Source organism: Bradyrhizobium sp. UFLA06-06 (assembly GCF_054820065.1).
The window spans coordinates 36,602-55,630 of record NZ_JADFUD010000007.1 but is presented as its reverse complement, the minus strand read 5'-3'; the positions used below and the strand labels follow the sequence as shown (position 1 = coordinate 55,630).

Here is a 19,029-nt window from a genome sequence, read left to right as displayed (position 1 = left end):
GATCACACCGTCTCTATCAACATCGCGCCGCCCTGCCCGCCACCGATGCATTCGGTGGCGACGCCGCGCCTGGTGCCGAGCCGCTTCATCGCATTGACCAGATGCAGCACGATGCGGTTGCCGCTGGTGCCGACGGGATGACCGAGGCTGATCGCGCCGCCGTCGACGTTGAGCTTGGCGCGGTCGATCTCGCCGGCCGCGCCGTCGAGCCCGAGAATCTCGCGGCAGAATGTCTCGTCGTTCCACGCCGCGAGGCAGCCCAGCACCTGGGTGGCGAAGGCCTCGTTGAGCTCCCAGGTCTCGACGTCCTGCAAGGTCATGGCGTTGCGCTTGAGCATCGCGCTCGCCGACAGCACCGGGCCGAGGCCCATGATCGAGGGATCGAGCGCCGACCACTGGCTGTCGAGGATGACGGCCTTCGGCGTCAACCCGTGCTTGGCTACCGCCGTCTCCGACGCCAGGATCACCCAGGAAGCGCCGTCGGTGATCTGCGAGGAATTGCCGGCGGTGACCTGGCCCCAGGGCCGTTCGAACACCGGCTTCAGCTTCGCCAGCGTCTCGGGCGTCGAGTCCGGGCGGACGCCGTCGTCGTGGTCGTAGAACTTGCCGTCGCGGGAGAACGCGGTCTCGACCTCGCCCTTGAGAAAGCCTTGCTTCTGCGCGTTGGCCAGCCGCTGATGGCTCTCGGCAGCATATGCATCGGACTGTGCGCGCGTAATGCCGAACAGATGGCCGACCTTCTCGGCGGTCTGCCCCATGTTGAGCTCGGTGATCGGGTCGGTCAGTCCACGCTCCAGGCCGATGATCGGCTTGAAGTAGCTCGGCTTCACCTTCAGCGCCGCGGCGATCTTGGCACCTAGCCCCTTGGCGCCGGCAAAGCCGGCAAACCAGCGCACGCCGGAATTGGGCCAGACCAGCGGCGCGTGGCTCAAGGCCTCGGCGCCGCCGGCGAGGATCAGGTCGGAGGTCCCCTCGCGGATGTAGCGGTAGCCGGTGTCGATCGACTGCATGCCGGAGCCGCAATTGATCTGCACCGTGAAGGCGACCATCTCTTCGCCCATGCCGAGCCGGAGCGCCGCGACGCGTGCCGGGTTCATCTCGTCGGCGATCACGTTGACGCAGCCGAGGATCACCTGGTCGAAGGCGGTGGGCGCGAACGGCTGCCGGGCCAGCAGCGGCCGGCCGCATTGCACGGCAAGATCGACCGGGGTGAACGGGCCGGGACCGGAGCGCGCCTTCAGGAACGGCGTCCGGCTGCCGTCGACGATAAAGACTGGTCGCGCCATCAGCTCGCCGCCCTCTGGTCACCAAGCTCCTGGAAGAACTGATGCACGTCGGCGGATTTCTTGTAAATCGGGGACAGCGCCTCCGGCGCAAAATCATCGACCTCGATGACTTTGGCGACGGCCTCATGAGCGGCCGCGAGCTTCTCGCCGTCGGCCTCGGTGATGACGCCCTTCTTGACGGCATCCTTCCAGTCATGCAGCCGCGCCGCGCGCAACTGCTTGGCGGCGTCCTCGGCTTCGGTGACCAGGCGGAAGGCCTTCTCCAGCCGCGCGATGCCGCCGTCATCCTCGACAAAGGCGAGGTCCGGCGTCAGGCGATCGCGCGCAGCCGACGGCGACAGCACGAGCTGCGCGCATTGCTGCACGACGCGATCGGACGGGCCGGTGACGCGGGCGCCGAACGGCTGGATCAGGAATTTCAGCAGCCAAGCCACCGGGCGGTTCGGCAGATTGGCGAAGATTTCCGCAAAGCGGTTCTCGATGGTCTTGAAGCCGGATGCCATGCACCATTGGAGCGCAGGAAGATCCTCCTTCTGCCGGCCCTCGTCCTGCCAGCGCTTGAGCGCGGCAGAGAGCAAATAGAGCTCGGAGAGGATGTCGCCGAAGCGCGCGGAGAGCATCTCCTTGCGCTTCAGCGCGCCGCCGAGGGTGAGCAGCGCCATGTCGGCGCACAGCGCGAATGCCGAGGAATAGCGCGAGAGCTGGCGATAGAACTCGGTCGCATCGCCGGCATCCGGCGCCGGCGCGAACAGGCCGAAGCTCCAGCTGCGGCCCCAGGCGCGGAACATGGTCGCGAAGCTGTGGCCGACATGTTTCCAGAACGCGGTGTCGAACGCGGTGAGGCCCTTGTCGCGATCGGGCTCGCCGAGCGCGTTCATCTCCTGCAACAGATAGGGATGCGCGCGGATCGCGCCCTGCCCGAACACGATCAGGTTGCGGGTCAGGATGTTGGCGCCCTCGACCGTGATGCCGACCGGCACCGAGCGGTAGAGCCCGCCGAGATAATTCTGCGGCCCGTCGATCACGGCCTTGCCGCCATGGATGTCCATGGCGTCGTCGATCGCGATCCGCATCCGTTCGGTGGCGTGCAGCTTCATGATCCCGGAGATGACGGCGGGATGATGCCCCTCGTTCAGTGCCGCACAGGTCAACCGCCGCGCGGCGTCGAGCAGATAGGCCGTGCCGGCGATGCGGGCGAGCGGCTCCTCGATGCCCTCGAATTTCGAGATCGAGATGCCGAACTGCTCGCGGATGCGGGCATAAGCGCCGGTGGTGCGCGCGGCATAGGCAGCGCCGGCCGCCGACAGCGACGGCAGCGAGATGCCGCGGCCGGCGGCAAGCGCCGTCATCAGCATCTTCCAGCCCTGGCCGAGCCGCTCCTGGCCGCCGATGATGTAGTCGAGCGGGATGAAGACATCGCGGCCCCAGTTCGGGCCGTTCTGGAACACCTGCATCGCCGGCAGATGGCGGTGGCCGATCGAGACGCCGGGCAGATGGGTCGGGATCAGCGCGACGGTGATGCCGAGCTCTTCCTCGCTGCCGACGAGGTGATCGGGATCATAGGCCTTGAACGCAAGCCCGAGCAGCGTCGCGACCGGGCCGAGCGTGATGTAGCGCTTGTGCCAGTTGAGCCTCAAGCCCAGCACCTCGCGGCCTTCGAAATTGCCCTTGCAGATGATGCCGGTGTCGATCATCGAGGCGGCATCGGACCCTGCCTCCGGGCTGGTCAGACCGAAGCATGGAATGTCCTGTCCGGAGGCGAGGCGCGGCAGCCATTTGTCCTGCTGCTCCTTGGTGCCGAAGCGCATCAGGAGTTCACCCGGCCCGAGCGAGTTCGGCACCATCACGGTGACGGCCGCGGTCAGCGAACGCGACGAGATCTTGCGCACCACTTCGGAATGCGCATAGGGCGAGAAGCCGAGGCCGCCGAATTCCCTGGGGATGATCATGCCGAAGAATTTCTTGGCCTTGATGAAGGCCCAGACCTCGGGCGGCAGATCGCGCCATTCCCAGTTGATCTTCCACTCGTCGAGCATCCTGCAGAGCTCGTCGACCGGACCGTGCAAGAAGGCTTGCTCTTCGTCGGTCAATCTGGCCGGCGCGAACGCCAGCAATTTCGACCAGTCGGGATTGCCGGTGAAGAGATCGGCGTCCCACCAGACGTCGCCCGCTTCCAGCGCCTCGCGCTCGGTGTCCGACATCGTCGGCAGCACGCCACGCGCCCAGGAGAAGATCGGTTTTGTCATATAGTCGCGGCGGAAGCTCATGGCGGATCCTCATGAAACGGCGGCGCGGATGGGTGATCTTATCGGAAAGTGCCGTTCACCGGTGAACACTTCGCTGTTCAAATAAAGCGAAATTGACGCGGCCCCGGCGCCATTCTGTTAACGGCAGGCCACGCGTTCAGTTCCGAAAGCTGAGGTGCGACAATCAGGTAGCAGGGGATGGCGCAGACGCCATCCCCGCGCAGGACGAGCTAGGCGGGCCCTGCTCCCTGGGTTGCGGTATAGACCGCGTAGAGCGACTGGCTTGCGGCCATGAACAGGCGGTTGCGCTTGGGGCCGCCGAAGGTGATGTTGCCGCAAACCTCGGGCAGCCGGATGCGGCCGAGCAGCTTGCCTTCCGGCGACCACACCGTCACGCCGCTGTAACCGACCGCGCGGCCGGCATTGCTCGAGCACCAGACATTGCCGTTGACGTCGCAGCGGATGCCGTCCGGTCCGCACTTCACGCCGTCGATCGTGAAATCGCTGAACCGCTTGCCGTTGGAAAGCTTGTTGTCGGCGCCGACATCGAACACGAAAACGTCGCCCTTGCCGCCGGGGCCGCTGTCGCCCGGTCCCTTGCCGGTCGAGACCACGTAGAGCTTCTTGTAGTCCGGCGAAAAGCAGAGGCCGTTCGGATCGGGCACCTGGTCCTCGCTGACCACGAGATCGACACGGCCGGAGGGATCGATGCGATAGCAATTGGTCGGCAGCTCGCGCTTGGCCGGCATGAAGCCCGCCGGCTGGCCGATCCGGGGATTGAGCTTGCCGGCCGGATTGCCCGGGCCACCCGCGGCGTCGGGTTCGCCCTCATAGAGCTGCCCGCCATAGGGCGGATCGGTGAACCAGTAGCTGCCGTCGGGATGCGCGACGACGTCGTTCGGCGAGTTCAGCCGCTTGCCTTGATAGTTATCGGCGAGCACGGTCGCGGTGCCGTCATTCTCGCAGCGCGTCACACGGCGGGTGAGATGCTCGCAGGACAGCTGGCGGCCCTGGAAGTCGAACGAATTGCCGTTCGAATAGTTCGACGGCATGCGGAAGACGCTGACATGGCCGTCGTCTTCCGACCAGCGCATCTGCCGGTTGTTCGGGATGTCGCTCCACAACAGATAACGGCCCTGCGAACTCCAGGCCGGGCCTTCCGCCCACAACAGGCCGGTGTGGAGGCGCTTGATCGAGGTGTTGGGCTGGGCAAGGTCGTTGAAGGATGGGTCGACCGCGATGATGTCGGGGTCCCAGAAATAGGTGGTCGGCGCACCGCGCGGACTGAAGTCGCGCGGCGGGCTGGTGATCGTCGTCGGCGGCCCGACCGGCGCGGGCGCATTCTGAGCCAGCGCGCTGCCGATGCCCGCGACGGCGGCGGCGGAAGCCGCCAGCCCCTGAACCAGCGTGCGTCGTGAAACGTTCGGATCGCGTTGTTCTTCGTTCGGATCGCGCCGCGGTTGGCGTGTCATCGCATCCTCCCACTCTGTTGGCCGGCCGTTGATCCGGCCTGGCGGGTGGAGGTTAGACTGCTCCCGGAGAGGTTGCGAGTGACGGTTTTTCATCCCCGCGCGCGGAAATTTCACATTGTTGTGGTGCGGGCTGTCGTTGCGGCGCGACGTCTCTTACCTCGCCCCGCTTGCGGGGAGAGGTCGGATTGCTTCGCAAGATGCAATCCGGGTGAGGGGTACAGGTCTCACGACGATCATAACTGGTGGAAGCAGCCCCTCACCCTACCCTCTAAGAGCGAGCTTCGCTCGTCTCGACCCCGCAAGCGGGCGAGGGAGAAGGAAGAGCTAATCCGGCCGGATCATCTCGAACATGTTTTCCGGCTTGATCTCGAAGTAGTCGCCGCGGCGGCCGGCGCGGACGATCGGGTGCGCGAGACCGGTCTGGTAGACGCCGTCCTTGATGAAGGCCTTGTCGATGTGGACGGCGACGACCTCGCCAAGCGTCAGCCAAGCCTCGGCCTTCTTGCCGTCGGCGCCCTGGAGCTGGACGATCTGGCTCACCTTGCATTCGAACGACACCGGGCTTTCTGCGACCCGCGGCACGTTGACGAGCTTGCCGGCAACCTGCGTGAGTCCAGCGAGCTTGAACTCGTCGACATCGCGCGCGACGTGCGCCGCCGTCGCGTTCATGTGCTTGGCGAGATCCATCGTCGCCAGATTCCAGACGAACTCGCCGGTGTCCTGGATGTTGGCGACGCTGTCCTTCCGGTTGGTGGAGGAGAAGCCGATGATCGGCGGCACGTAGCAGAACGCGTTGAAGAAGCTGTAGGGCGCGAGGTTGACGTTGCCGCCCTTGTCGCGCGAGGAGATCCAGCCGATCGGCCGCGGCGCGACGATGGCGTTGAACGGGTCGTGCTTCAGGCCGTGGCCGTTCTTCGGCTCGTAGAAATGCAGGTCTTTGGCAGTCACGGGGGGGCCTCTCGTCATTCCGGGATGGTGCGCTAGCACCAGACCCGGAATCTCGAGATTCCGGGTTCGATGCTTACGCATCGCCCCGGAATGACAAGGAAGTCAACTGACGAAAATGTCAGCCCTGGCGCGCAAGGGCTGGCGCTCAATTGGCGCGGCTGCGCGGCGACAGGCCGGCGATCACGAAATCGATCATCTGGTCGATGGTCGGGCCCGGCTTGGTGGCACATTGGGCGATCATCTGCGGGTGGAAGAACCGCATCATCGCCGTGCAGGCGCACAGCGAGGCGAGTTGCAGGTCCGTGATCTCGAACTCCCCCGACGCGGCTCCTTGCGCGATCACCTCGCCGATAATGGAGGCGATGCACTCCATATGGGCGACGCAGACGTCCCAGTCCTCCTGCATCGCGATCTCGACCATCTCGTGCAGCTTGGAGTCACCGACATAGCGTTCGGTGTTCATGCGATTGATGGTCGTCATCAGCTGGCGCAGGCGCGGCGCCGCCGGCCCCTCCGAGCGCGCGATGCGCTGGGCCTCGATCTCGACCTCGCCCATCAGGCCGCGGGCCACGCTTTCGTGGATCGACTTCTTCGAATCGAAGAAGCGGTACACGTTGGCGGGGCTCATCCGCAGCTCTTTGGCGATGTCGGCGACCGTCGTCTTCTGGTACCCGATCTGCCGGAACAAGCGCTCCGCCACCACGAGAATCCGCTCGCGGGTGTCGGTTTCGCTATGTTCCGAGATCAGTGTCATGTTGGCCTGCTCAATCTTCAATTATTCGGCCGCCTCAGCAAGCGGAAATGCGCGTTGCGCATCGCCGGCATGCTGCGGCGCAGTATCGGCTTGCTCGGAGCCGCTCTCCTCGAGGGTCTTGCGGAACCAGAGGGCGTAAAGGCCCGGCAGATACAGCAAGGTCAGGAAAGTCGCAACAAACAAACCGCCCATGATGGTGATCGCCATCGGGCCCCAGAACGCCGAGCGCGACAGCGGGATCATGGCGAGGATGGCGGCCAGGGCCGTCAGCACCACCGGCCGGGCGCGCCGGACGGTGGCTTCGACGATCGCCTCGCGCCGGGTCAGGCCGGACGCAACGTCGCTCTCGATCTGATCGACCAGGATCACGGCGTTGCGCATGATCATGCCGGCAAGCGCGATCAGGCCGAGCAGCGCCACGAAGCCGAACGGCTGGTTGGCGACGTTGAGCCCGAGCGAGGCGCCGACGATGCCGAGCGGCGCGGTCAGGAACACCAGGAACAGGCGCGAGAAGCTCTGCAGCTGGATCATCAGCAGCGTCAGCATCACCATCACCATCACGGGGAAGAGGATGAAGATCGACGCATTGCCCTTGGCGGATTCCTCGAACGCTCCGCCCGGCTCGATCCGGTAGGCCGGCTCGAGATGGGCCTGGATGTCCTTCAGCTTCGGCGAGATCTGGTTGGTGACGTCGGGCGCCTGCACGCCGTCGACGACATCCGACCGCACGGTGATTGCCATGTCGCGGTTGCGCCGCCACAGGATCGGCTCCTCATGCGCGTATTCGATCTTGGCAATCTGCTGCAGCGGCACGGCGACGCCGTTGCGCGTGGTGATGGTGAGATCGCCGACGCGGCCGAGATCGAGCCGCTCGGACGGTACCGCGCGGGCGACCACGCCGACCTTCTCGATGCCGTCGCGGATCGTGGTGACCGGCGCGCCCGAGATCAGCATCGCCAGCGCCTGCGAGACGTCCTGCGGGGTCAGGCCGAGCGCGCGCGCCCGATCCTGGTCGACGGCGAGCTTCAGGTAGGGCGACTGCTCGTTCCAGTCGAGCTGGACGTCCTTGACGTTCTTGTTCCGGCGCATGACGTCGCGCACCTGGTAGGCGATGTCGCGCACCTTGTTGGCATCGGGGCCGATCACGCGGAACTGGACCGGGAAGCCGACCGGCGGACCGAAATTGAAGCGGTCGACCCGGACCCGCGCCTCGTTCAGCGCGCCATCGGCGGCGGCCTGCTCGATCTTGGCCTTGACGCGCTCGCGCGCCTCGACGTTCTTGGCGAGGATCACGATCTCGGCAAAGGCCTCGTTCGGCAGCTGCGGGTTGAGGCCGAGCCAGAAGCGCGGCGAACCCTGGCCGACATAGGCGGTGTAGGTCTGGATGTCGTCATCGCCCTTCAGCAGCCCTTCGGCCTTCTTCACCGTCTTCTCGGTGACGTTGAAGGCGGTGCCCTCGGGCAGCCGCAGCTGCAGGAACAACTCGGGCCGCTCCGACAGCGGGAAGAACTGCTGCTGGACGTGGCCGAACGCAACGATGGAGGCAACGAAGACGCCGACGGTCGCCGCCACCACCTTGATGCGGTGATCGACGCACCACTGCACGACGCTGCGCAACCCGCGATACATCCGCGTCTCGTAGATCGCGTGCGGATCGTGGTTCTGGTGCACCTTGATGTTGGGCAACAGCTTGACGCCGATATAGGGCGTGAAGATCACCGCGACGAACCAGGACGCGACCAGCGAGATCGCCACGATCCAGAAGATGCCGCCGGCATATTCGCCGACCGCAGAATTGGCAAAGCCGATGGGGAGGAAGCCAGCGGCCGTGACCAGCGTTCCCGTGAGCATCGGAAACGCGGTGGATTCCCAGGCAAAGGACGCCGCCTTCATGCGGTCCCAGCCTTGCTCCATCTTCACCACCATCATCTCGACCGCGATAATGGCGTCGTCGACCAGAAGGCCGAGCGCAATGATCAGCGCGCCGAGCGTGATGCGGTGCAGGTCGAGCGACATCGCGTTCATCACGATGAAGACGATACCGAGCACCAGCGGCACCGACAGCGCGACCACGATGCCGGTGCGCCAGCCGAGCGCGACAAAGGAGACGAACAGCACGATCGCGAGCGCCTCGACGAAGGAGTGCACGAACTCGCCGACGGCGTGCTCGACCACCTTGGGCTGGTCGGCGATCTGCTGGATATCGACGCCCTGCGGCACCGCCTTCAGGAACTCGGCGGTCGCCTTCTGGACCTCCTTGCCGAGCTCGAGGATGTTGGCGCCCTTGGCGGTGACGACGCCGATGCCGAGCGCCGGCTTGCCTTCCTGACGCACCACGAAGCTCGGCGGATCGACATAGCCGTGGCTGACGGTCGCGATATCGCCGAGCCGGAACACGCGGCCGTTGCTCTCGACCGGCGTCTCGGCAACCGCCTTGACGCCATCAAGCGCGCCGGTGACGCGCAGCGGCACGCGCTGCGATGAGCTCTCGACGGTGCCGGCCGGGGTGACGTTATTCTGCTTGGCGAGCGAGTCGAACAGCGCTTGCGGCGTGATGCCGAGCGTCGCCAGCTTGGCATGCGAGAACTCGACGAAGATGCGCTCGTCCTGGGTGCCGTAGAGATCGATCTTGGTCACGCCGGGCACCTTCAGCAGGCGCTGGCGAAAACCCTCCGCGACCTTCTTGAGCTGCGCATAATTGGCGCCGTCGCCGGTCATCATATAGAGGATCGAATCGACGTCGGAGAATTCGTCGTTGACCACGGGACCGAGGATGCCGGAGGGCAGCTCGCCCTGCACGTCGACCAGCTTCTTGCGCAACAGATAGAAGAGGTAGGGCACGTCCTTCGGCGAGGTCGAATCCTTGAAGGAGACCTGCATCGCCGTGAAGCCCGGCTTGGAATAGGTCTGCACTTTGTCGAAGAACGGCAGCTCCTGCAGTTTCTTCTCGATCGGATCGGCGACCTGCATCTGCATTTCCTGCGAGGTCGCGCCCGGCCACATCACCGAGACGTTCACCACCTTGACGGTGAAGAACGGATCCTCGGCGCGGCCGAGCTTCTCATAGGAGAAGAAGCCGGCGGCGCCGAGAATGATCATCAGGAACAGGACCAGCGTCGGATGGCTGACCGCCCAGGCCGAAAGGTTGAAGCGCTTCATCGAACTCTCCAAGTTCTAGACCAGTCCCAGAACCGTTTCCGCTGCGATTGCGAGGGTTAGAACGACAGCGACGACACGACCCGCACCTTCTGGCTCGGATCGAGTTTCTGCACACCGAGGGCGACCACCTTGGCGCCATCGTCGACGCCGCCCGAGATGACGACGTTGTTGCTCTCGTAGGCCTTCACCTTGACCGGCTTCAGCGCGATGTCGCCCTTGTCGTCGACGATGTAGAGCGAGGGATCGCCGCCCTGGCTGTACAGCGCCGACAGCGGCAACTTGGCGACGCGCTCGCTCGCCTTGTCGGCCAAGGTCAGCGTCGCGGTCATGCCGAGCGAAACCGCCTCGTCGGCGTCCGGCAGCGAGAATTTTGCGAGATAAGTACGGGTGGCGGGATCGGCCTGCGGCGCGACCTCGCGCAGCCTGGCGGCATAGCTCTTCTTGGCGTCCGACCACAGCGTCACCGTGGCTACGCCCGACCTGGCACGAGCGAGAAGCGTCTCGGGGATCGCGACGACAGCTTCCTTCTCGCCAAGTCGGGCGACACGGATCGAAGCCTGGCCCGCGGCAACCACCTGGCCGGGCTCGATCATGGTCGCTGTGACGACACCCCGGGTGTCGGCCACCAGCGTTGCGTAAGAGAGGGAATTCTTGGTCAGCTCGACCGAACGCTCGGCGCGGTTCAGTCGGGCGCGGGCCTCGTCGCCGGCGGCCTTGGCGGAGTCGAGCGCCGCATCGGTGGTCCAGCCCTTGGCCTTCAGATCCTTGGCGCGCTGCTCGGCGGCCGCGGCCTGCGCCAGCACGCCGGTGGCGGCGCGGAACTCCGCCTCGGCCTGCTCGGCCTGCAGCTTCAGGTCGACCTCGTCGAGGGTGGCCAAGGGCTGGTCGACGTCGACTGTCTGTCCGACCTCGACCAGCCGCTTGGCCACCTTGCCGGCAACCCGAAAGCCCATATCGGCTTCGATACGGGGCTTGATGGTGCCGACAAAGCTGCGCTCAGGGGTTTCGGCTTCATAATGGACGGTCGCCACCAGAACGGGGCGCCCCGGATCGGCAACTTCGGCCGCCTTTTCATTGCAACCGGTCAGCGCGAACACCGCAAATGCCAACGATGCTCCCGTCAAGAGCCTGTAATAGCTCGAGAAAACGGAACGAACGAACATCTGAAATCTCCATCGGGCTGACGACTGATGAAGAGTATCGATTTATCACTGATGAATGTCAATATTCGTCAGTGATAACCAATTCGTGAGCGAGGGTCGGATTTGGCGGTGCAGAGTTCGGAAAATGCGTAGCCCGGATGAAGCCAACGGGTCGCGCGAACGCGCGCCCGATGACCGGCTCAGCGAAATCCGGGACCTCACCGGTGGCGTGAGGATACCCGGATTACGCTACGCTTCATCCGGGCTACAGCATCGACGGTCCGTAGGATGGGTAGAGCGCAGCGAAACCCATCAACTTGCCGCGGGTGCCATGATGGGTTTCGCTTCGCTCTACCCATCCTGCGAAGGTCTACGCAGTTGTCGCTACTTCGCGCCGGCGAACTCGGTCTTGGTCTCGTGGCTGCCGAGGAAAACCAGCAGGCCCGCGGCAAGCGGCAACAGCGAGAGCACCAGCAGACCGGTCGACGTGCTTCCGGTGGCTTCCTTGACCCAGCCGATCAGATAGGGCCCGCCGAAACCGGCGAGGTTGCCGATCGAGTTGATCAGCGCGATCGCGCCGGCCGCGGCGGTGCCGGAGAGCCAGGCGGTCGGCAGCGTCCAGAACACCGCGAAGGTGCAGAACACGCCGATCGCGGCGACCGTCAGCACCACCATCGTCATGACCGGATCGGTGATGTAGCTGGAGACGGCGAGCGCCAGCGCCGTCAGCAGCAGCGGCGCGCCGACATGGAACACGCGCTCGCGCGTGGCATCGGAACGGCGCGCCCACAGGATCATCGCGACGGTGCCGAATGCGTACGGAATCGCGGTGACGAAGCCGGTCTGCGCATTGGTCAGCCCGAACGCCTTGACGATCTGCGGCAACCAGAACTGCATGCCGTAGAGCGAGGCGACGAAGCCGAAATAGATCGCACTGAGCGCCAGTACCTTGGGCGAGGACAGCGCCTCGCCCAGCGTGAAATGCTTCGCCGCCTGCTTGGCCGCGACCTCGGCGTCGAGCTTCGCCTTGAGCCACGCCTTCTGCTCGGCCGAGAGCCAATCGGCCTTCTCCGGCCGGTCGGTCAGATAGAACCAGGTAACGATGCCGAGCAGCACCGAGGGAATGCCCTCGATGACGAACAGCCACTGCCAGCCCTTCAAGCCCATCACGCCGTCGAGGCCGAGCAACAGGCCGGAGATCGGCGCGCCGATCACGGTCGAGATCGGCACCGCGAGCGCAAAGGCGGCGAGGAAGCGCGCACGATACTCGGCCGGATACCAGTAGGTCAGATAGAGGATGATGCCGGGGAAGAAGCCGGCCTCGGCCACCCCGAGGAAGAAGCGCAGCGCGTAGAAGCTGTGCTCGTCATAGACCGCCGCCATCAACGCCGAGAGGATGCCCCAGCTCACCATGATGCGGGCGATCCACCTGCTGGCGCCGAACCGCTCCAGCGCCAGGTTGCTCGGCACCTCGAAGATGAAATAACCGATGAAGAAGATACCGGCGCCGAACGAGAACACCACCGGCGAGAACTTCAGCTCGCTGTTCATGGTGAGCGCGGCGAAACCGAGATTGACGCGGTCGAGATAGGAGAAGAAGTAGGCCAGGATCAGGAACGGGATCAGCCGCCAGGAGATCGCGCGGATCGTCGACGTCTCGATCTCGCTGCGGGCGCCGCGATCGGGCGCGATGGTTGCTGTCTGGCTCATGAGCTTTCCCCGGGTGTTGCTTGCCGTGAGGATTATTGGCTGGCCACGCATTGAGCAATGGCAAAAACTCATAGCTCACAGCGCAAACGGGAACCCTGTGCGTTTTGTGCACGGCGTCGTTGCGAGCGAAGCGAAGCAATCCACTTATCCGCTTGTGGCGCGATGGATTGCTTCGCGGAGCCTGTCATCGGGCGCGCGTTCGCGCGACCCGGTGGCTCGCAATGACGGAGAGCCAGCCCTATTCAGCCAGCTGGAAGCGCTCGAAGCGGTCGAGCTCTTCCTCGATGCGCCGCTTCAGCTCCTTGCGTGCCGCCTGCTTCTTGCCGTTGCCGACCCAGCTCCATTTCTGCATCAGGAGCTTCTTGTTTTGCCGGTCGGTCTTCAGGTCGAGGGCGGCGACGATCTCGTCGCCGACCAGCACCGGCAGCGCGAAATAGCCGAACAGGCGCTTCTCCTTCGGCACATAGGCCTCGAAACGGTGGCCATAGCCGAAGAACAGCTCGGTGCGCTTGCGCTGGATGATCAGCGGATCGAACGGCGAGAGGATGTGAACCAGAGTGGGATCACCCTCGCCGGTCGCTTCCAGCACCTCGGGCCGAGCCCAATGTTCCTGCTTGCCGGCGCCTTCCAGCGCGACCTGGACCAGCTCCTTGCGGCGCAGGCGCGCCTCGATCAGGCTGCGCACCGCCTTCTTGCTCGGCGCGTCGAGATGGCAGATCGAATCCAGGCTGACGATGCCCTGCGAGCGCAGCGCGCGGTCAAGCAGATAGGCGGTCCGGGCCGAGGCCGGGGCCGGCTTCGGCGGCTTGTCCCAGCCGAAGTGCCGGGTCATCAGCTCGTAGGTCTTCAGCATGCCGGCACGCTCGCTGATCGTGACCACACCGCCATAGAAGGCGAGCTGCAGCGCGCGCTTGGAGGGCTTCCGGCTCTGCCAGAGATGCTCTTTCTCGGTCAGCACGTCGTCGTCGATGTCGCGGATGGTCAGCGGACCGGCACGGAGCAGCCGCAGCACCTTGCGCGTATCCGCCGGGGTCACCGACGAGAACCATTTGTGGCCCTCGCGCTTATGCGCCTTCATCGCCGGCAGGAAGATGCCGATGTCCTTGGACGGAATGTAGGACAGCGCGTGCGTCCAGTACTCGAACACGCTCTTGTCCCGGCTCTGCGCCTGCTTGAGGTCGGCGCGGCGGTAGTCCGGAATGCGGGTGAACAGGATGTGGTGATGGCAGCGCTCGATCACGTTGATGGTGTCGATCTGCACATAGCCGAGATGATCGACGGCGGCCGCCACCGCTGACGCCCCCTCCCCGAACGGCGCCTTTGTATCGAGCCGCTGCGCGCGCAGCCAGATGTGGCGGGCGCTAGCATTGTTCAACGAAAGGGGTTCGGCGGCGCGGGGCATTGCCCCAGCAATGTAGTGAGATTCGCGCCGCTGTGGAGAGCCGCGCGAGGGAAATCAGCTCCGCATCATTCGGAGCGGCTACGTCGATCCGACGACCCGCCGCAACCACGGAACGTCCCCGACCGCCGCGGCCAGGGCCGCGCTTTCCTCATGGAAGATGCGGAACGAATGACCGCCAACCGGAAACCAGCCGCGGCCGTCTTCGACGTCCCGCCGATATTCTTCGAAGCCGATGCTGCCGTCCGGGCGCAGGAAGATATCGACGCAGCGCGAGGCGTCTTCGTCATTGATCGAGCGGAGGACGCGATTGACGTGGGCCATGATGTCCTCGCTCCCCCGTCTGCCTGCCTGGCGCAAGGCGGGACGGCGCACCGAACCGTGACCCAGATCACATTCTGGGCTTTGAACCGGTCCTATTCTCCCAGCATCAAAACGACAGCAAGCCGGATTGGCTAGCCCGACATTTGAGGACGAAAACCATGACCCGTTCTTTTTCCCTGTCACTTCTGACAATCGGCGCCGCGCTGTCGATGACGGCGGGCGTCGCACTGGCCGGCAGCGAGGCCGTTCCGGCCGCCCAGATCCTCAATGCGCTGAAGCCGAAGTCGGCCACCCGCGGCCTTTCCGCCGGCACGCAGGTCGACCTAGCGGCTTCCGCCAAGGAGGCAAGCTTCCTCAACACCGTCCGCAACCGGCAGACCCGTTCGTTGTCGCGCGTTGAACGCCAGGAGATCGCCGAGATCGCGGCGAACAAGCCGAAGATCGATCTGGAGATCCACTTCGACTACAACTCCGCCGACATCAGCAAGGGCTCGACCCAGGCGGTGCAGGAGCTCGGCAAGGCGCTGTCCGATGCCAGCATGAAGGGCTCGACCTTCGTCGTCGCCGGCCATACCGACGCGATCGGCGGCGAGGCCTATAACCAGGACCTGTCGGAGCGCCGCGCCGACACCATCAAGAAATATCTGGTCGAGCATTACGGCTTGAACGGCTCGGATCTCGTCACCGTCGGCTACGGCAAGACCCGGCCGAAGGACCCGAGCGCGCCGATGGACCCGACCAATCGCCGCGTGCAGGTCGTCAACATGGATACCAAGACCGCGTCGCAGTAATCTCTTTGCATTCTCGATCCGCCTGCCGGTGCGGCAGGCGGATCAATCATATCCAGCTCTGGAACAGCATCAGCCGGTTGAACGTCGCCATCGACGTCTCGATGACAGCGGCCGTGACCGGCAGCATCGCAACAAACCCTGCGCATCCAACCGCGACGAACGCCCACAGCAGCCAACGCGGCGCACCCTTGCGCGTCAAGGCGTAGACCAGCACGAAACTCGCGGTGGTCGCCGACGGCAGATAGTAATAGATGAAACCGAGCGTGCGCGGCAGCAGCGCCCAGGCGAGATACGGGCCGAGGTAGAACGCCAGCACGAGAAATGCATCACGGCCGCGCCCGACGATCCAGTCGCGCAGCGCAATGATCACCGCGATCAATGCCGGCCACAGCACCAGCGGGTTGCCGAGGAACACGATCGCGGCGAACCTGTCATCGCCGACCTTCTCGAACAGGTACCAGACCGGGCGCACCAGGAACGGCCAGGACGGCCATGAGCTCATATAGGTGTGGCCCGCGATGGCGGCCGTGGTGTTGTCGGCAAAGATGCGGCGCTGCGCCTCCATGATATCCGTGAACGAGAGGCCGTAGAGCGGCACGAATGTCGCGAGATAGACGGCCGCCGGGATCAGCACGAAGCAGACGATGAAGTGTGGAAGACGAAAGTCCGGCCACAGCTCCGGCCGGTACCAATCCTCCGCATTGGCGTCGGCAAAGTGCGTGCGCCAGCCCTGCATCAGGCGGATCACCACGATAATCGCGATGCAGGTCGCGAGCACGAACAGCCCGCTCCATTTGCAGGCAGTGGCGAGCCCTGCGAAGAGTCCCGCCAGCGCAAAGGCGCAATGCGGTCTTGGTTGCCTGAAGCCGTGAACGAACGCCGCGATCGCGAACAAGCCGAAGGCGAGCGCGAAAATATCCAGCATCGCGATCCGCGACTGCACGAACAGCATCTGGTTGAAGAAGGCGAGCAGCACGGCAGCGACCGCGCGTTGCTGCGATGCGAACAGCGCAAGCCCACCGAGATAGACGCCGACCAGCGCCAGCGCACCGAACAGCGCCGCGGGATAGCGCCATCCGAGCGGCACGTCGCCGAACGCCTTGATCGAGACGGCGATGATCTCCTTGCCGAGCGGCGGATGCATCGGGTTGAGGATCGGGCCCTCGCGCACCGGCAGCAGCATCTGCCGCGCCGCCGGCACGTAATGCACCTCGTCGAAATAGAGCTTGCCCGGCGCGGTGATCCCGAGCAGCAGCACGACATGGGCGACGATGAAGACGATTGCCGCGACGACCGCCGTGCGCGCGGCGGGACTTCGCGGAACAGAAGGAGATTTGGATACGATGTTCAAAGGGCAAGCACGGTGCGAGGGGAACGCAGCTTGCGATAGTTATACGATATCGGCTGCATCCGCGATCCGTCGCCACGGTCATGTGACGGAACCATCGTGCCCATACTGACATGCCCCGCTTCATGCGGGGCATCCAGTACGCCTCGGCCTATCGGCCGATCATCGAAATCTCTGGAATGCTGGATCGACCGGTCGGAGCCGGGGCGATGACAGCGAAGCCGCACCTTACGCCGCCGCCTCGCCCTCATAGGCCCGGCGCAGACCTTCGATATCGAGCTTGATCATCCCGAGCACGGCCTGCATCACGCGCGCGGCGCCGCCGGCGTCTGAACTGCCGAGATACTGGCGGACCACCGCCGGCACGATCTGCCAAGCGACGCCGTAGCGATCGCGCAGCCAGCCACACTGCTCGGCCGTGCCGCCGGCCGCGAGCAACGCGTCCCACAGGCGATCGACCTCGGCCTGGTCGACACAGTCGATCGCGAACGAGACCGCGTGGGTATGCTCCATCCTCATCCCGCCGTTCAGCGCCATGAAGCGCTGACCGGCGAGCGTGAATTCGACCAGCAGCACGGTGCCGGCCTTTCCGCCGGGGCTGTCGATAACGTTCTTCTGGACGGTCTCGATCCGCGAACCGGGCAGCAGCGAGACGTAGAGGTTCGCGGCCTCCTCGGCCTCGCCGTTGAACCACAGGCAGGGAGATACCTTGGACATGCTTGAGCTCCTCGTGATGGCAGGATGCGATCAGGCGGTCGCCGCAGCGGACTGCGCCTTCATCGCCGCCTCGACGTCCATCCACATCACTTCCCAGATGTGACCATCGGGATCCTCGAAGCTGCGGCCGTACATGAAGCCGTAATCCTGCTGCGGCGACGGATCGGCGTTGCCGCCGGCGCCCGTTGCCTTGGTGACATAGCCGTCGACGGCGTCGCGGCTATCTGCGGACAGGCAGATCAGCACTTCGCTCGTGGTCTTGGTGTCGGCAATTTTCTTCGGGGTGAACTCGCGGAACTTGTCGTGCGTCAGCAGCATGACGTGAATCGTGTCGGAGATCACCATGCAGGAGGCGGTGTGGTCGGAAAATTGCGCGTTCTTGGTCGCGCCGATCGCCTCGTAGAACGCAGTCGCATGGGCGAGATTGCTGACCGGCAGGTTGACGAAGATCATTTTGGGATTGGCCACGCGAAGAACTCCTGTTGGCGGGGTTGTGCCCCGAGGACGAACCGCATAGCCGGATCCCGACATCGCCGTGCAGATTTTTATTGCGGCGTCCTGCCGCAGGGTGACGTCAGGTCACAATCGGCGCCGGCATGGTCAGGAATGCCCGCGTCACGTGCCAGAACAGCTCCCGATTGGTGGCAAGCGCCACCGAGTGGGCGGTGCCGGGCAGGATGATGAACTGCCGGTCGCCATTCGGCAGCTTGTTGAAGAACTCCTCGAGATCGGGGACCGCCGCGATCCCGTCATATTCACCGCGGACCAGCAGCACCGGCGCCAGCACCTTCTCAGGATGCACCACCGGCAGATTGGCGGTCATGTCCAGATAGGTGCCGGTCGGGATCTGGTCGCCGAACTGCATCTCGGCATCGGCCAGCACCTCGACCACGGCAGGATCCGACGTGCCGGGCCTGTCGCGGGTTGCGATCGAACGGATCATGTCGCGGTCGCGCTTGCGCATGTTGTGGCTGCGGTAATAGGCGAGTTGCTCGGCGCGCTTTGCCAGCGTCGGCGAGCCCTCGCCCTTGTAGGTGAAGGCCGCGAACACCAGCCGGTCGATACGCTCGGGCGCGGCCATCGCGAAAGCGCCGGCCCGCAACGCGCCCGAGGATTCACCGACGAAGTGATAGCGCCTCTGCCCGGTCTCACGCGCGATCACCTCGACCGCGGCCTTCAGATCCTCGACGCCGCTCGCAATATCCGCATTGCCCGAGGTGCGGCCGGACTTGCCGTAATTCTCGTGGTCCATGGTCCAGCAGTCGAAGCCGTAGCGGGCAAATGTGTTCAGCAGCGAATACTCGCCCTTGCCGGGCACCGTGAGGTCGAACACCCGTGATGTCACCGACGAGCCGTGCACGAAAAACACCACGGGCCGCGCCGGCTCGCCCGGCTTCGGCGCGCCGATCCGCTTGCGGAACATCCACAACGGGATGTCACCCTTCTTCGCCCAGTATTCGTTGCTCCATATTTCTCCTTCGGCAGGAACCGCGCTCGCGGCCTGCGCCCGCGCCGCGCCGAGCACGCCGGCAGCCGTTGCAACGCCGATGCCTTTGATCATGCTGCGCCGCGAATGGTCAGATGACATCATGGTTTGCTCCCTTCCGGATTTCTTCGTTCGAACCGGTGCGATCGAGCATAGCAGCGCGCATGTCCGGTTGCGCGACGGGCGCATCTCGCGTCCGCCAATCCGATGCACGATTTTGTGAACGCGGTTTCCGGCAAACCGCGCG

The 19,029-nt window shown here is 64.8% G+C and carries 15 protein-coding genes; 1 reads left to right on the top strand and 14 read right to left on the bottom strand.

The window, feature by feature from the left end:
* Positions 1 to 2 precede the first annotated feature (2 nt).
* The 10 genes from IF803_RS08145 to IF803_RS08100 form a co-directional block, all read right to left on the bottom strand.
* Positions 3 to 1,286 carry an acetyl-CoA C-acetyltransferase gene (locus tag IF803_RS08145; RefSeq protein ID WP_461191833.1) on the bottom strand — a complete coding sequence of 428 codons (1,284 nt, stop codon included), beginning with the start codon at positions 1,284 to 1,286 and terminating at the stop codon, positions 3 to 5.
* Entirely contained in the window at positions 1,286 to 3,553 is a 2,268-nt protein-coding gene (locus IF803_RS08140) for an acyl-CoA dehydrogenase (protein ID WP_461191832.1), read from the bottom strand. Before IF803_RS08140 ends, IF803_RS08145 begins: the two co-directional genes overlap by 1 nt.
* A 209-nt stretch (positions 3,554 to 3,762) precedes the next feature.
* The gene (locus IF803_RS08135) at positions 3,763 to 5,004 is read right to left on the bottom strand and encodes an SMP-30/gluconolactonase/LRE family protein (RefSeq protein WP_461191831.1); all 1,242 of its coding nucleotides are present in this window, start codon (positions 5,002 to 5,004) and stop codon (positions 3,763 to 3,765) included.
* Between the two features lie 324 nt (positions 5,005 to 5,328).
* Complete coding sequence (locus IF803_RS08130) at positions 5,329 to 5,952, bottom strand: flavin reductase family protein (protein WP_461191830.1); 624 nt, start codon at positions 5,950 to 5,952, stop codon at positions 5,329 to 5,331.
* Positions 5,953 to 6,097: 145 nt separating this feature from the next.
* Positions 6,098 to 6,706: a TetR/AcrR family transcriptional regulator gene (locus IF803_RS08125; RefSeq protein ID WP_028338595.1), complete on the bottom strand. Its 609-nt coding sequence runs from the start codon at positions 6,704 to 6,706 to the stop codon at positions 6,098 to 6,100.
* A gap of 21 nt (positions 6,707 to 6,727) precedes the next feature.
* Positions 6,728 to 9,865, bottom strand: a complete 3,138-nt coding sequence (locus tag IF803_RS08120; RefSeq protein ID WP_461191829.1) for an efflux RND transporter permease subunit — start codon at positions 9,863 to 9,865, stop codon at positions 6,728 to 6,730.
* 56 nt (positions 9,866 to 9,921) lie between these two features.
* Positions 9,922 to 11,028 (bottom strand): efflux RND transporter periplasmic adaptor subunit, encoded by a 1,107-nt coding sequence (locus tag IF803_RS08115; RefSeq protein ID WP_411780543.1) that lies wholly within the window; start codon positions 11,026 to 11,028, stop codon positions 9,922 to 9,924.
* 363 nt (positions 11,029 to 11,391) lie between these two features.
* Complete coding sequence (locus tag IF803_RS08110; protein ID WP_304496931.1) at positions 11,392 to 12,717, bottom strand: MFS transporter; 1,326 nt, start codon at positions 12,715 to 12,717, stop codon at positions 11,392 to 11,394.
* Positions 12,718 to 12,955: 238 nt separating this feature from the next.
* The gene (locus IF803_RS08105) at positions 12,956 to 14,119 is read right to left on the bottom strand and encodes a winged helix-turn-helix domain-containing protein (RefSeq protein WP_411780544.1); all 1,164 of its coding nucleotides are present in this window, start codon (positions 14,117 to 14,119) and stop codon (positions 12,956 to 12,958) included.
* A 78-nt stretch (positions 14,120 to 14,197) separates the two neighbouring features.
* The gene (locus IF803_RS08100) at positions 14,198 to 14,440 is read right to left on the bottom strand and encodes a hypothetical protein (RefSeq protein WP_461191828.1); all 243 of its coding nucleotides are present in this window, start codon (positions 14,438 to 14,440) and stop codon (positions 14,198 to 14,200) included.
* 158 nt (positions 14,441 to 14,598) lie between these two features.
* Here IF803_RS08100 and IF803_RS08095 point away from each other — a divergent pair, with 158 nt between their 5' ends.
* Positions 14,599 to 15,231 (top strand): OmpA family protein, encoded by a 633-nt coding sequence (locus IF803_RS08095; RefSeq protein WP_028338589.1) that lies wholly within the window; start codon positions 14,599 to 14,601, stop codon positions 15,229 to 15,231.
* Positions 15,232 to 15,277: 46 nt separating this feature from the next.
* Here IF803_RS08095 and IF803_RS08090 read toward each other — a convergent pair whose 3' ends face one another.
* The 4 genes from IF803_RS08090 to IF803_RS08075 form a co-directional block, all read right to left on the bottom strand.
* Positions 15,278 to 16,582 carry a phospholipid carrier-dependent glycosyltransferase gene (locus IF803_RS08090; RefSeq protein WP_461191827.1) on the bottom strand — a complete coding sequence of 435 codons (1,305 nt, stop codon included), beginning with the start codon at positions 16,580 to 16,582 and terminating at the stop codon, positions 15,278 to 15,280.
* A 225-nt stretch (positions 16,583 to 16,807) separates the two neighbouring features.
* On the bottom strand, positions 16,808 to 17,296 hold the full coding sequence (locus tag IF803_RS08085; protein ID WP_461191826.1) for a VOC family protein: 489 nt from the start codon (positions 17,294 to 17,296) through the stop codon (positions 16,808 to 16,810).
* 30 nt (positions 17,297 to 17,326) lie between these two features.
* On the bottom strand, positions 17,327 to 17,749 hold the full coding sequence (locus IF803_RS08080) for a VOC family protein (protein ID WP_035630843.1): 423 nt from the start codon (positions 17,747 to 17,749) through the stop codon (positions 17,327 to 17,329).
* A gap of 121 nt (positions 17,750 to 17,870) precedes the next feature.
* Positions 17,871 to 18,887, bottom strand: a complete 1,017-nt coding sequence (locus tag IF803_RS08075; RefSeq protein ID WP_461191825.1) for an alpha/beta hydrolase — start codon at positions 18,885 to 18,887, stop codon at positions 17,871 to 17,873.
* Positions 18,888 to 19,029: the final 142 nt, after the last annotated feature.